13 protein-coding genes are annotated in these 14184 nt (G+C 66.6%); 12 read left to right on the forward strand and 1 reads right to left on the reverse strand.

Features of this window, described 5'->3' with window-relative positions; genetic code table 11:
- Positions 1 to 29 precede the first annotated feature (29 nt).
- The 12 genes from EPK82_RS02525 (at position 30) to EPK82_RS02580 (ending at position 13702) form a co-directional block, all read left to right on the forward strand.
- Positions 30 to 1385, forward strand: coding sequence for a uracil-xanthine permease family protein (locus EPK82_RS02525; RefSeq protein ID WP_134675686.1), 1356 nt, complete (start codon positions 30 to 32; stop codon positions 1383 to 1385).
- 168 nt (positions 1386 to 1553) lie between these two features.
- Complete coding sequence (locus EPK82_RS02530) at positions 1554 to 3551, forward strand: methyl-accepting chemotaxis protein (RefSeq protein WP_134675687.1); 1998 nt, start codon at positions 1554 to 1556, stop codon at positions 3549 to 3551.
- A gap of 174 nt (positions 3552 to 3725) precedes the next feature.
- Positions 3726 to 4385, forward strand: coding sequence for a TetR/AcrR family transcriptional regulator (locus EPK82_RS02535; RefSeq protein ID WP_037050989.1), 660 nt, complete (start codon positions 3726 to 3728; stop codon positions 4383 to 4385).
- Positions 4386 to 4445: 60 nt separating this feature from the next.
- A complete protein-coding gene (locus EPK82_RS02540) occupies positions 4446 to 6329 on the forward strand; it encodes a PhoX family protein (protein ID WP_037050991.1) in 1884 nt (627 codons plus the stop codon).
- A gap of 71 nt (positions 6330 to 6400) precedes the next feature.
- On the forward strand, positions 6401 to 6985 hold the full coding sequence (locus EPK82_RS02545; protein ID WP_037050993.1) for an IMPACT family protein: 585 nt from the start codon (positions 6401 to 6403) through the stop codon (positions 6983 to 6985).
- Positions 6982 to 7542 carry a DUF922 domain-containing protein gene (locus EPK82_RS02550; protein ID WP_134675688.1) on the forward strand — a complete coding sequence of 187 codons (561 nt, stop codon included), beginning with the start codon at positions 6982 to 6984 and terminating at the stop codon, positions 7540 to 7542. The genes EPK82_RS02545 and EPK82_RS02550 overlap by 4 nt, the downstream gene beginning before the upstream one ends.
- Before the next feature lie 45 nt (positions 7543 to 7587).
- Positions 7588 to 8274, forward strand: coding sequence for an SDR family oxidoreductase (locus EPK82_RS02555; RefSeq protein ID WP_134675689.1), 687 nt, complete (start codon positions 7588 to 7590; stop codon positions 8272 to 8274).
- Positions 8275 to 8456: 182 nt separating this feature from the next.
- Positions 8457 to 9017: an MFS transporter permease gene (locus EPK82_RS02560; RefSeq protein ID WP_134675690.1), complete on the forward strand. Its 561-nt coding sequence runs from the start codon at positions 8457 to 8459 to the stop codon at positions 9015 to 9017.
- Positions 9018 to 9476: 459 nt separating this feature from the next.
- The gene (locus EPK82_RS02565; RefSeq protein WP_134675691.1) at positions 9477 to 11024 is read left to right on the forward strand and encodes an ABC transporter ATP-binding protein; all 1548 of its coding nucleotides are present in this window, start codon (positions 9477 to 9479) and stop codon (positions 11022 to 11024) included.
- Positions 11025 to 11034: 10 nt separating this feature from the next.
- Positions 11035 to 12138, forward strand: a complete 1104-nt coding sequence (locus EPK82_RS02570) for an ABC transporter permease (protein WP_134675692.1) — start codon at positions 11035 to 11037, stop codon at positions 12136 to 12138.
- A 52-nt stretch (positions 12139 to 12190) separates the two neighbouring features.
- Complete coding sequence (locus tag EPK82_RS02575; RefSeq protein WP_037051002.1) at positions 12191 to 13117, forward strand: ABC transporter permease; 927 nt, start codon at positions 12191 to 12193, stop codon at positions 13115 to 13117.
- A 135-nt stretch (positions 13118 to 13252) separates the two neighbouring features.
- Entirely contained in the window at positions 13253 to 13702 is a 450-nt protein-coding gene (locus tag EPK82_RS02580; protein WP_134675693.1) for an REP-associated tyrosine transposase, read from the forward strand.
- Positions 13703 to 13758: 56 nt separating this feature from the next.
- Here the strand turns inward: EPK82_RS02580 and EPK82_RS02585 are convergent, their stop codons facing one another.
- Positions 13759 to 14163 carry a hypothetical protein gene (locus EPK82_RS02585; RefSeq protein ID WP_134675694.1) on the reverse strand — a complete coding sequence of 135 codons (405 nt, stop codon included), beginning with the start codon at positions 14161 to 14163 and terminating at the stop codon, positions 13759 to 13761.
- Between the last annotated feature and the right edge of the window lie 21 nt (positions 14164 to 14184).

Here is a 14184-nt window from a genome sequence, read left to right on the forward strand (position 1 = left end):
CCTGATTCCGACTTGCCACGAGAACGCTCATGACCACTGAATCGCCCTCTTCGTCCGACCTGATCTACGCCCTGGACGACCGCCCCGCGCCCCTGCCGGCCTTCTTCGCCGCGCTGCAGCATGTCCTGGCCTGCTTCGTCGGCATCGTCACGCCGACGCTGATCATCGGCGGCGTGCTCGGCCTGCACGAACAACTGCCCTACCTGATCAGCATGGGCCTGATGGTGTCCGGTGTCGGCACCCTGATCCAGGCCCGCCGCCCCTTCGGCATCGGCGCCGGGATGATCTGCGTGCAGGGCACCAGCTTCGCCTTTCTCAGCGCCGTGCTGGCCGCCGGCCTGATGGTCAAGGCGCGTGGCGGCAGCCCGGACGAGATTCTCGCGATGATCTTCGGCGTGTGTTTCTTCGGCGCCTTCATCGAGATGGTGCTGAGCCGCTTCATCGGCCGCCTGCAGCGCATCGTCACGCCACTGGTCACCGGCATCGTCATCACCATCATCGGCATCAGCCTGATCAAGGTCGGCATCACCGACGTCGGCGGCGGCGTGAAGGCGGAGAACTTTGGCGCACCGATCAACCTGGCCCTCGGCGCCCTGGTGCTGCTGACCATCATTGTCCTCAACCGCCTGAGCAATCCCTGGCTGCGCCTGTCGGCGATCATCATCGGCCTGCTGATCGGTTCGCTGGCTGCCTGGTTCACCGGCGTGCTGGTGCCCAAGGCGCTGCCGGCACTGCCCCTGGTCAGCCTGCCGCTGCCCTTCCGCTACGGCTTCGACTTCGACTGGATGGCCTTCATTCCGGTCGCGCTGATCTACCTGATCACGGCCATCGAGACCACCGGCGACCTGACCGCCAACTGCATGATCTCGCGCCAGCCGATCAAGGGCCCGCAGTACCTGCAACGCATCAAGGGCGGCGTGTTCGGCGATGGCGTCAGCTCGCTGATCGCCGCCGTGTTCAACACCTTTCCCAACACCACCTTCAGCCAGAACAACGGGGTCATCCAGCTCACCGGCGTCGCCAGCCGGCACGTCGGCTACTACATCGGCGCGCTGCTCATCGTGCTGGGTCTGTTCCCCGTGCTTGGCGCGATCCTCCAGCAGATTCCCAAGCCGGTGCTGGGTGGCGCCACGCTGGTGATGTTCGGCACCGTCGCCGCAGCCGGTGTCCGCATCCTCGCGCAAGCCCCGCTGGACCGCCGCAGCCTGCTGATCATGGCCACCAGCTTCGGCATCGGCCTCGGCGTGTCGAGCCAGCCGGACCTGCTGAGCCAGATGCCCAGGCTGGTGCAGAACGTGTTCGGCTCGGCGATCACCAGCGGTGGCCTGACGGCGATCCTGATGAACCTGCTGCTGCCACTGGAAGCGCCTCAGACACAGGACTGACGCACGCAGGCGCAACAGCGGCGACGGCAGCCGAACGCCAAGCAGCCGTCGCCGGTTTGATGACGGCAGGATTCTTGCTGGCAATTCGCCAGATGGCAGCGCACGAACTGCTCTATCTCGGGCAGTTCCGTGCCGATGTCGCCACGTCTTCCACCGCAAGGGGTCATGATGTTCTTCTTCAAACCGGTTCTGGCGTTGATGAACCGCGCCCGCTACGCCCACAAATTCCTGCTGATCTTTACCCTGTTCATGCTGCCCTACTGCTGGCTTTCGCTGAGCAAGCTGCTGGACGTCAACGCGAACCTCGAACAGTCGCGCCACGAGCTGCAGGGCCTGCTCACCCTGGAGCGCTACCTGCCGGTCTATCGCCAGGCCCTGGGCCAGGCCGGCCTGCACGTGATCGGCTATGCCCGTAACAAGGACGACGCCAGGCAGGAAATCGAGCGCCGCAGCCAGGACCTGATCAGCGCCATCAGCACGCTCAACGCCTGGCTGGACGGTGGCCAGTTCAGCGCCATGCAGCTCGCCGAGAGCGACCCCGGCTACAGCCTGGACAAGAAGCTCTCGGTACAGGGCCTGAGCTCGCAGATGATCGAGCATGTCAGCCCGGTACACGCGCTGAGTGCCAACATGCGTGAGATTGCCGCGCTGTCGAAGCTGAGCCAGGACAGCGATCCACGCATCTACCGCAACGTCGACCTGCTGCTCAACCAGTTGCTGCCGCTGTACGAAGTGCTCAACCAGACCCGCACCTTCGCCGGCTACATGACCGCGTACGGGTTTCTCGAATCGTCGTCGCGCGCGGCCATCAGCAATCAGTTCGGCACCCTGCAGCGCTACGCCGATGGCGCCGAGGGCAAGGGCAACGCCCGGGCCCGGCAACTGATGAGCGACGCCGCGCGCGAGGCAGCCGCGCTGTACAAGCGCGAGATCGTCGACACCTACACGCAGAGCGGCTACTTCGACCAGAACGCCGTCGAGCACTGGCTGCAACGCTACGCGGCCTACGCGCCCCATGTCGCCAGCCTGGACCAGGCCGCCGGGCTGCTGCTGGAGGAAACGGCGACGCTGTTGCAGGCACGCGCCGATGCCAATCTCCGTGCACTGCTGCTCTGGGCCTTGTGCCTGTCGCTGGCCGTGGCCCTGCTGGTCTACCTGTTCGTCGGCTTCTATCTGTCCGTGCATGGCGCCATTGCCACACTCAGCAGCGCCACACGGCGCATGGCCGAAGGTGACCTGCGCACCCGCGTCGAGACCGCCGCACGCGACGAGCTGGGCGACCTGGCCCAGGACTTCAACGACATGCAGGCCCGCATGAGCCAGCTGATCGCGCAGGTCTCGCAGTTCTCCGAGAGCACCCTGGGCAAGGCGCAGAACGTCAGCGACAGCGCCTCCACCAGCCAGCTCAGCGTCCAGCGCCAGGCAGGCGAGCTGGAGCTCATCGCCACTTCGATGAGCCAGTTGGTGAGCAACGTCCAGGAGGTCAGCCAGAACTCTCACGTCACGGCCGAGAAAGCCAACAGTGCCGGCGACAAGTGCCGCGAGGGCCGCGTGCAGGTGGATCACGCCGTGTCGCGCATCAACCAGCTGTTCAGCGAAATGGACGACTCCATCGGCGCCATCACCGCCGTGGAGAAGGAAAGCAGCGAGATCGCCAAGGCCGTCGACCTGATCAAGAGCGTCGCCGAGCAGACCAACCTGCTGGCCCTCAACGCGGCCATCGAGGCCGCCCGGGCCGGCGAACAGGGGCGCGGTTTCGCGGTGGTCGCCGACGAGGTGCGCAGCCTGGCCATCCGCTCGCGCGAGCTGACCGGCGAGATCGACCAGACCATCGAACGCCTGCGCCAGCAGGTCGGCAGCGCGGTGAAGATCATTCGTGGCAGCCACCAGAGCGCGGCGCAGAGTGTCGAACAGGTGACCCTGACGGCGAGCATCTTCGAGGCCATCACCGACAGCATGGGACAGATCATCGACCACAACGTGCAGATCGCCTCGGCTGCCGAGCAGCAGGCCGCCGTGGTCCAGGGCGTGGAACAGAACACCCTGGAGATCAAATACCTCAGCGAGAGCAACGCGCAGGAAGCGCAGAGCACCGTACAGGTCAGCGGCGAGCTGACCGGCATGACCCGTGACCTGCACGGGCTGATCGCCAACTTCAGGGTATGAGCGCTCGTCGACGCCACGCGCCGCGCCATTCTGGTGCGCGGCGCACCCTCTCCGTGCAGCGCATGGCGGACCGGGGCGCTGCAGGCAACTTTTCTGGCCATGGAGCTTGTCACCCAGCCAGCGCTGGGGTATCAGTGCAATCGCTCCGCTCCCTGATTCAGTTCGGAATTGCCCATGACCTTCGAAGTCCCCGCCCATAGCAGTAACGGCAAACCCGCCGGGCGCATCCGCCAGAAGAACGAAGAAGCCATCATCAAAGCCGCCGAGGAAGAGTTCGCCCGCCATGGCTTCAAGGGCACCAGCATGAACACCATCGCGCAGAACGTCGGCCTGCCCAAGGCCAACCTGCACTACTACTTCAGCAACAAGCTGGGCCTGTACCTGGCGGTGCTGAGCAACATCCTCGAACTGTGGGACAGCACCTTCAACCACCTGACCGTGGACGACGACCCGGCCGAGGCCCTGGATCGCTACATCCGCGCCAAGATGGAGTTCTCCCGCCGCCACCCGAAGGCCTCGCGCATCTTCGCCATGGAAGTCATCAGCGGCGGCGACTGCCTGTCGCAGTACTTCAACCAGAACTACCTGGAGTGGTTCCGGGGTCGTGCCGCCGTGTTCGAAGCCTGGATCGCCGCCGGCAAGATGGACCCGGTCGAGCCGATCAACCTGATTTTCCTGCTCTGGAGCAGCACCCAGCACTATGCCGACTTCGCCTCGCAGATCTGCCGGGTGAAGCAGTGTTCGCGCCTGACCAAGCAGGACTTCGAGGAAGCCTCGGACCAGCTGGTGCAGATCATCCTCAAGGGCTGCGGCCTGCAAGCCACGCCACGGTAACCTCGTCGTCACAAACCCGCTCTAGTCTGCCGGCCACCAACTGACGAAGAGTGGCCAAACATGCACGACAACGAATCGACCGACCTGCAGCGCCTGGCGATCAGCCGCCGTCGCTTCATCGGCACCGGCGCCCTGGCCGGCGCCGCACTGTTTCTCGCCGGCAGCCCGCTGGGCCGCAGCGCCCTGGCTGCCGGGATCGCCGAAGCCAACTCGACGTTCGGCTTCGCCAACCTGGCCGCCACCCGTGCCGACACCATCACCCTGCCGGCCGGCTACCGCTTCGATCCGCTGATCAGCTGGGGCCAGCCGCTGCATGACGACTCCGCCGCCTACCGCGGTGACGGCAGCCACAGCGCCGCCGAGCAGCTCGGCCAGTTCGGCGAGAACAACGACGGCATGAGCTTCTTCCCCTGGCCAGGCGACAGCGACCGCGCGCTGATGGCCATCAACAACGAATACTGCAACTACCAGTACCTGCTGCAGCACGGCAAACCGCCGCAGTCGCTGGCGGACGTGCGCAAGGCCCAGGCGGCCGTGGGCGTCACCATCATCGAGGTGCGTCGTGACGCCGCCGGCGCCTGGCAGTTCGTCCAGGGCTCGCCCTACAACCGCCGTATCCACGCCAACCTGCCGATGGAGTTCGCGGGCCCGGCGCGTGGCCACGACCTGCTGAAGACCGCAGCCGACCCGGCGGGTATCGCCCCGCACGGCACCTTCCAGAACTGCTCCAGCGGCATGACCCCGTGGGGCACCTACCTGACCTGCGAGGAAAACTTCACCGACTGCTTCGGCAGCAGCGACGCCACGCTGGCCCTGACGCCCGCGCAGAAGCGCTACAGCGTCAAGCTCGAAGGCGCCAGCGACAACCGCTGGCACCTGTACGACGAGCGCTTCGACATCAGCCGTCATCCCAACGAAGTGAACCGCCACGGCTGGGTCACCGAGATCGATCCGTTCGATCCGCAATCCAGGCCGATCAAGCGCACCGCGCTGGGCCGCTTCAAGCACGAGAACGCCGCAATCACCACCAGCCGCGACGGCCACGTGGTGGTGTACATGGGCGACGACGAGCGCGGCGAGTTCATCTACAAGTTCGTCAGCCGTGATCGCTTCAAGGCCGAAGACCCTGCCGCCAACCGCCACCTGCTGGACCACGGCGACCTTTATGTCGCGCGTCTCGGCGGCCAGGAAGGCGAGCAGCGCGGCAGCGGCCAGTGGCTCAAGCTGGCCTTCGGTCACAACGGCCTGACCCGCGAGAACGGCTTCAGCGACCATGGCGACGTGCTGATCCGCGCCCGTGCCGCCGGCAGCCAGGTCGGCGCCACGCGCATGGACCGCCCGGAATGGATCGCCGTCAGCCCGAAAGACGGCCAGGTCTACTGCACCCTGACCAACAACGTCCAGCGCGGCACGGAAGGCCAGCCGGTGGACGCGGCCAACCCACGCGCCAACAACGTCTACGGGCAGATCCTGCGCTGGCGCGAAGCCGGTGGTGATGCGGCTGCCGAGCGCTTCGAGTGGGACCTGTTCGTGGTCGCCGGCAATCCGCAGGCACATCCCGGCAGCGCCAATGCAGGCTCGGCCAACGTCAATGCCGACAACATGTTCAACAGCCCCGATGGCCTGGCCTTCGACAAGGACGGCCGGCTGTGGATCCAGACCGACGGCAACTACAGCGACGCGGGTGACTTCGCCGGCATGGGCAACAACCAGATGCTCTGCGCCGACCCGCTCAGCGGCGAGATCCGCCGCTTCCTGGTCGGCCCGCGCGGCTGCGAGATCACCGGCGTGGCCTTCGCCCCGGACCAGCGCGCCCTGTTCGTCGGCGTGCAGCATCCCGGCGAGGATGGCCAGTCGAGCTTCCCGGACCACCGCGACGGCATGCGCCCACGCTCCACGGTGGTGGTGATCCGCCGCGAGGACGGCGGCGTGATCGGCGCCTGACGCCACGTCGCGCAGCATGACGCCCGCCAGGCTTATACTGGCGGGCGTTTTTCATTGTCCGGCCAACCGATATGCCCAGTACCCTGCTCGGCCCCAGCGAATACCGCGAGGAGATCCGCAAGAGCCGCTTTCTCGCGCTCGCGGCGCCGGTCGCCAGCGCCGCCGAGGCCCAGGCCTTCATCGACCGCCACAGTGACCTGGCCGCCTCGCACAACTGCTGGGCGTGGAAGGTCGGCAACCAGTACCGCTTCAACGATGACGGCGAACCCGGCGGCACCGCTGGCCGGCCAATCCTCGCCGCAATCGAAGGACAGGACTGCGACCAGGTGGCCGTGCTGGTGATTCGCTGGTACGGCGGTATCCAGCTCGGCACCGGTGGCCTCGCACGGGCCTATGGCGGCAGCGCAGCCAGATGCCTGCAGCTGGGCGAGCGCGAGGAACTGGTGACGCGCCTGGCGCTCAGCTGTCACCTGCAGTTCGCCGAGCTGCCGCTGTTCAAGGCACGCCTGGGCGAGTTCGACGCCCTGCTCGCCAGCGAAGAGTACGATGCCAGTGGTGCGCGCCTGCAACTGGCCGTGCCGGCCGAACGCCAGGACGCCCTGGCCCGCCTGCTGGCCGACATCAGCCGTGGCCGCGAGCAGTTGCACAAGCCATGAAGCGCCTGCGTCCGCTCCTGCTGCTGGGCATGAGCCTGAACGCACAGGCGCAGGTGGAAGAACAGCTGCAGTACCAGTACTACGACGTGACCGTCGTCGCCGGCGAGTCCTTGCGCCAGGCACTCAGCCAGGCCTCGACGATTCGCCAGAACGGGCAGGTCTACCACGCCTACACACGCTGGGACGTGACGTGGAACTACTGGTGGCAGGAGGCGCGCGACGGACGCTGCCGCCTGACCCTGAGCCGCACCCGGCTGAGCGCACAGGTGACCCTGCCGCGCCTCGGCGGTGGCGACGCCCGGCAACGCCAGCGCTTCGCGCAGTACCTGCAGGCGCTGCGCGAACATGAGCTGGGGCACTACCGCATCGGTCAGGCGGCCGCCGCCGACATCGATGCCGCGTTGCTGGCCACGGCTGAGTCCCCCAGCTGCAGCGAGCTGCAACGGCACGCCAACCAGCGCGCCAGTGCCGTGCTGCAACGGCATGTCGAACGAGAACGAGACTACGACCGCGACACCGGCCATGGTCGCAGCCAGGGTGCCTGGCTGGCGGAGTAACTGCGCTATGCTGAGCCGTCCCTCTCATCCCTCATGGAGCCTGATATGACCGCGCCCCGATCCATCCTGATCATCGGAGCCTCACGCGGCCTCGGCCTCGGCCTGGCCAGTGAATTCGTCGCCCAGGGCTGGGCCGTTACCGCCACCGTGCGCAGCGCCGCACAGCAGGCGCCGCTGCTGGCACTGCCCGGTGTGCGTGTGGAGCAGCTGGAGATGACCGACGCCGCCAGCCTCGAACAGCTGGCCCAGCGCCTGAGCGGTCAGCAGTTCGACGTCATCTTCGTCAACGCCGGGGTCGCCGGCCCGTCACACCACAGCACCGCACAGGCCAACGCCGAGGAAATGGGCCAGCTGTTCCTGACCAACGCCGTCGCCCCGCTGCGCGTGGCCGAGCGCCTGCTGGCGAACCTGGCCAGCGGGCACGGGCTGATCGTGCTGATGAGTTCGATCCTCGGCAGCATCGAGGCCGGTGCCGGTCTCGGCATGCCGCTGTACGGCGCCAGCAAGGCTGCGCTCAACCACCTTGCGCAGTGCTTCGTGCGGACTCAGGACAACCCCGGCCTCGGGGTCCTGCTGATGCATCCGGGCTGGGTGCGCACCGACATGGGCGGCGCCGATGCCCCGCTGGATATCGCCAGCAGTTGCAAGGGCATGGTCGCGCAGGTCAGCGCCGCCGTAGGCCAGGCCGGGCTGCGCTACCAGGACTACGAGGGCAACCCGCTGCCCTGGTAACGCCTCCCCTTCGCGCGTGCAGCATCAGGGGCGGGCAACGCCTGCCCGCCCCGGTCTTTTAGCCGAACGAAGCACTTTCGCGCCCGAGCGCACAACCCGGGGCGCGTGATCGTTGTACCTTACCGGCCTTGAACACACTCGCAGGATGCGAGCCTCCCCAACCACGACCTGGGTCTAGGTAAATGGACAACCTGTATCAGCCCCCGAAAGCCGAACTGCTGGACGAACAATCCCCTTCCCGTAGCGCCTTCTTCGTCACCTCCAGGGACAAGCTCCATCTGCTGTATTTCGCCACCTTCGGCCTGTACGCCATCTACTGGTTCTACAAGCAGTGGGACAGCCAACGCGCCGCGATGCTGCCCAGGAAGATCGCGCCGGCGGCACGCTCGATCTTCCAGATATTTTTCACCCACTCGCTGTGCCGTCTGATCAGTGAACACAAGCAGCGCCAGGGCCTGGCGTCGTGGGATTACTCGGGCACCGCCTGGCTCTACGTTGCCCTGGCCGTGGCCAACAATGGCTTGTTCCGCGTGGAGATGCAGAACGGTGTTCTCGACCTGCTGCTGTTGATCGGCTGCGTGGCGGTCCCCGCCCTTCCCCTGGCGCAGATCCAGCAGCACGCCAACCAGGCCAGCGGCGATGACACCGGCAAGAGCAACGCCCGAATCAGCGGCTACAACCTGCTGTTCATCATCCCCGGGGCTCTGCTCTGGATGCTCATACTGGTTGGCGTTTTTCTCTGAACTCGAACCGTTGCAGGTCGGGCAGCGTCACGCTCGCACCGAGCCCGCCGCCTGGGTGGACAGGCTTCGCGCTATCCACCCTACGCCCTGATCTCGCTGACCAGCAGTTTGCAAGCGGCGCAGCCGAAGAACGCGGCAAACACCCCCTCGAACAGGGCCCTGGCCTTCATGTACAGGCGCCAGTCTCCTGAGCGAGGGTAGATGCCGGACATGCACCCAGATTGCCAGCAGGGTCGCAGTCGCGGCCAAGGCCTGTCCCACGGATTCGTGACAAGCATCGTGGCGCCTGCCGAGGTACGCGCAAATACGGTGCGCGGGATGCCCGCGGTGGATCGACGCGCACCAATGCCGGGCATGGACATTCGCCACTCCAGGCGGCAAGCCCCCTGCCAGGATTTTCTGACTCTCTGGCCAAGTTTTTGCTTTAGCCCCGCTCAGTTACTTCCATGAGCGCTTTCCATGTCCGCCTCACCCGATTTCCCGCGCCTGCAGCTGACGTCCATCAGCAAGCAGTACCCCGGCTGCCTGGCCAACGACCGCGTCGACCTGAGCATCGCCCCCGGCGAGATACGCGCCCTGCTCGGCGAGAATGGTGCCGGCAAGAGCACCCTGATGAAGATCATCTACGGCGTCACCCAGCCCAGCAACGGAGAGATTCGCTGGCAGGGTGAGGCCTTGACCATGCGCGACCCGGCCATGGCGCGCCGCCTGGGCATCGGCATGGTGTTCCAGCACTTCTCGCTGTTCGAGACCCTGAGCGTGGCCGAGAACATCGCCCTGGCGATGGGCGCGGGCGCCGGTACGCCGAAGCAGCTGGAGCCAAGGATTCGCGAGGTATCGCAGCGCTACGGCATGGCGCTGGAGCCGACGCGCCTGGTACACAGCCTGTCCATTGGCGAGCGCCAGCGGGTGGAAATCGTCCGTTGCCTGATGCAGGACATCAAGCTGCTGATCCTCGATGAGCCGACGTCGGTGCTCACCCCACAGGAGGCCGACGAGCTGTTCGTCACCCTGCGCCGCCTGGCCGCCGAGGGCTGCAGCATCCTCTTCATCAGCCACAAGCTCGGCGAGGTGCGCGCGCTGTGCCAGAGCGCCACGGTACTGCGCGGTGGGCGCGTATCCGGTCATTGCCTGCCGGCCGAGTGCAGCGATCTGCAGTTGGCGCGGCTGATGGTCGGCGACGCCGAGGGCCTGGAAAGCAGCTACGCGAAAGTCAGCGGCGGCCTGCCACGCCTGCGCGTGGATGACCTCAGCTGGCACAACCCCGACCCGTTCGGCTGCTCGCTGCAGAACATTCACCTGGAGGTACGCTGTGGCGAGATCGTCGGTATCGCCGGGGTGGCTGGCAATGGCCAGGACGAGCTGCTCGCCCTGCTCAGCGGTGAAAGCCGCCTGCCCCGTGCCGAGCGCGAGCGCATCAGCCTCGATGCGGCGCCTGTGGCCAACCTGTACCCGGACGCACGGCGCCAGCTGGGCCAGGCCTTCGTCCCCGCCGAACGCCTCGGCCACGGCGCGGTGCCGGAGATGAGCCTGGTCGACAACGCGCTGCTCACCGCCTTCGGCCAGGGTCTGGTCAAGGCCGGCCTGGTGCAGCGGGGCAAGGTGCATGCACTGGCCGAGGAGATCATCCGCCGCTTCGCGGTGAAGACCCCGGATGCCGACACGGCCGCGCGCAGCCTGTCCGGTGGCAACCTGCAGAAGTTCATCCTTGGCCGGGAAATCCTGCAACAGCCCAGGCTGCTGATCGCCGCGCACCCGACCTGGGGCGTGGACGTCGGCGCGGCCGCCGCCATCCATCGCGCGCTGATCGCCCTGCGCGATGCCGGCGCGGCGATCCTGGTGATCTCCGAAGACCTCGACGAGCTGTTCCAGATCAGCGACCGCATCGGTGCGCTGTGCAGCGGGCGCCTGTCGCCGCTGAGCGAGACCGCGCAGGTCAGTACCGTGGAAGTCGGCCGCTGGATGGCCGGTGAATTCGATCAACCCGCCGCTGCCGCGGCCTGCTGACGGAGCCGTCATGCTGTTATCCCTGCAACCCCGCGGCCAGGCGTCGCGCCTCATGCTCTGGCTGTCGCCCCTGCTCGCCGCCGTGCTGACCCTGCTCAGCGGCGTGCTGCTGTTCACCCTGCTCGGGCATGACCCGCTGGAGACCCTGCACACCCTGCTGATCGCCCCGCTCAGCGACTGGTATGGCGTGTCCGAGCTGCTGGTCAAGGCGCTGCCGATCCTGCTCTGCGCCCTCGGCCTGGCCGTGGCCTATCAGGCGCGCATCTGGAACATCGGCGCCGAAGGCCAATTGCTGATGGGCGCACTGGCCGGCAGCGCCATGGCCCTGCAACTGATCGACTGGGACAGCCGCTGGGCCCTGGCTTGGGTGGTGCTCGCCGGCACCTGCGCCGGCGCGGCCTGGGCCGGGCTCACCGCGTGGCTGCGCACGCAGTTCAACGCCAACGAGATCCTCACCAGCATCATGCTCAACTACATCGCGTTGAACCTGCTGCTGTTCTTCGTCCACGGCCCGCTGAAGGACCCGGCCGGGTTCAACTTTCCCGAGTCGGCCATGTTCGGCGATGCCAGCCGCCTGCCGCTGCTCAGCGAGGACAGCCGCCTGCACGGTGGCCTGTACCTGGCGCTGCTGGCCCTGGTGGCGGTGTGGGTGCTGCTGCACAGGAGCTTTCTCGGTTTCCAGATCAAGGTGCTCGGCCTCGACAGCCGTGCCGCCGGCTTCGTCGGCTTTCGCGAGAAACGCCTGGTGTGGTTCGCCCTGCTGGTCAGCGGCGCGCTGGCCGGTGTGGCTGGCGTCGGTGAAGTGGCCGGCCCCATCGGCCAGCTGGTGCCGCAGGTTTCCCCCGGCTACGGCTATGCGGCGATCACCGTAGCCTTTCTCGGCCGCCTCAACCCACTCGGCATCGTCGTCGCCAGCCTGCTGATGGCGCTGCTCTACCTGGGCGGCGAGAACGCGCAGATGAACCTCAACCTGCCGCAGGCGATCACCCAGCTGTTCCAGGGGATGATGCTGTTCTACCTGCTGGCCTGCGACGTGCTGATTCTCTACAAGCCACGCTTCGCATGGCGCTTCAGGCTGCAGGCCACAAGCCGCAAGCAGGAGTCCGCCGCGTGACCTACCTCCATCCTTCTTTTTCTTGCCGCTTGCAGCTTGAGGCGTGACGCATATGGATCTCGACCTGTTGACCAATATCTTCTACGCCATGGTGCGCACCGGCACGCCGCTGCTGCTGGTGGCCCTCGGCGAGCTGGTGTGCGAGAAGAGCGGCGTGCTCAACCTCGGCCAGGAAGGCATGATGCTGTTCGGCGCGGTGATCGGTTTCATCGTCGCGCTGAGCACCGGCAGCCTGTGGCTGGGCGTGCTGCTGGCGATCGCCGCCGGCATGCTGCTGTCACTGCTGTTCGCCGCCGTGGCGCTGGGCTTCAACGCCAACCAGGTGGCCACCGGCCTGGCGCTGACCATCTTCGGCGTCGGCCTGTCCACCTTCGTCGGCGCCGCCTGGGTCGGCAAGCCGCTGTCCGGTTTCGAGCCCATCGTCATCCCGCTGCTGGCGGACATTCCGCTGGTCGGGCGCATGCTGTTCGCCCAGGACGTGCTGATCTACCTGTCGTTCGCCCTCTTCGCCCTGGTCACCTGGGTGCTGCTGAAAAGCCGCATCGGCCTGATCATCCAGGCTGTCGGCGAAAACCCGGACGCCGCCAGTGCCATGGGCCTGCCGGTGCTGCGCGTGCGCACCCTGGCGGTACTGTTCGGCGGCGCCATGGCCGGCCTGGCGGGCGGCTACCTGTCGTTGGCCTACACGCCGATGTGGGCGGAGAACATGACCGCCGGCCGTGGCTGGATCGCCCTGGCGCTGGTGGTGTTCGCCAGCTGGCGGGTCCTGCGCGTGCTGCTCGGCGCCTACCTGTTCGGCCTGGCCAGCATCCTCCACCTGGTGGCACAGGGCATCGGCCTGTCGATCCCCTCCAACCTGCTGGCCATGCTGCCCTACGTCGCCACCATCGTGGTGCTGGTGCTGCTCTCGCGCGATGCGATCAAGACCCGGCTGTACGCACCGGTATCGCTGGGCCAGCCCTGGCAGCCGGGACATTGAAACCAATGAATCGCGGCTGAAGCCGTTCCTGCACGATCAGTGCGGCGTCTGGAAGCGGCTTCGTGGGAGGGGCTTCAGCCGCGACCAGAGGTTTTCAGGTATACCTTTGTCATACCCTGAACAGGAGGCAAAGGAATGCCCCACTCAGCCCGTTTGCGCAACGGCCGGGTCTCGGAAATCCAGCGTATCTATCTACTCACCGCCACGACCGAAAACCGCAAGATGCTATTCTCGGACCTCACTGTTGGTCGGCTCGTCGTTGCCGAGCTGAGAGCCGCTCAGCAAGATGGACTCGCCGACTCTCTGGCCTGGGTCCTCATGCCCGATCACCTGCACTGGCTGATCGTCTTGAAGCAGGGCTCACTCAGCGATTTGATGCGCCGCATCAAGGGACGCAGCGCCAAGCGCGTCAATGCACTGTCCGGCCAACAGGGAAGGCTCTGGCAGGATGGCTTCCATGATCGAGCGCTGCGCCGTGAGGAAGACATTCTGCCGGCCGCGCGTTACATCGTCGCCAATCCATTGCGGGCAGGCCTGGTCAACCGAGTGGGCGACTACCCGCTATGGGATTCGGTGTGGCTCTGAGCTTCGGAGGGTCGCGGCTGAAGCCCCTCCCACAAGAGCAGTGCCAATCCGTGGCATCAGGCCTGCTGCGACATGACCGGCCACAGCTGTGCGACTGCCCAGGCCAGTTCGAAGAACAGGAAGATCGCGATCAGTGGTGTAGCGCCGTGCACCAGCGCGTAGATCTGCCAGGTGGAGAACAGCACGCGCCCCGCCCCGTCGTAGCGGCCGAATACCGCCTGCGGGTCACGGATGCGCAGCACCGACCAGACGCAGACGATCGAGCCCATGAGGTTGGCCAGCAACAGGTGCATCGGCTCGAACGGCGGCAGCGCGCCGGGCAGGCCAAGGCCCTGGTGCAGGGCCTGCAGCAGGCCGTGCAGGGCCATGAAGCTCCAGGGCGTGACGAAGGCGGCGGTCACCAGCAGGTCATACCAGCCACCGGCGCGTACCAGCCGGCGATAGTTTTCGGGCGTCCACATGGGTAATGCTCCAATCATTCA

This window comes from Ectopseudomonas khazarica (assembly GCF_004521985.1).
In the GTDB taxonomy this organism is placed as follows: domain Bacteria; phylum Pseudomonadota; class Gammaproteobacteria; order Pseudomonadales; family Pseudomonadaceae; genus Aquipseudomonas; species Aquipseudomonas khazarica.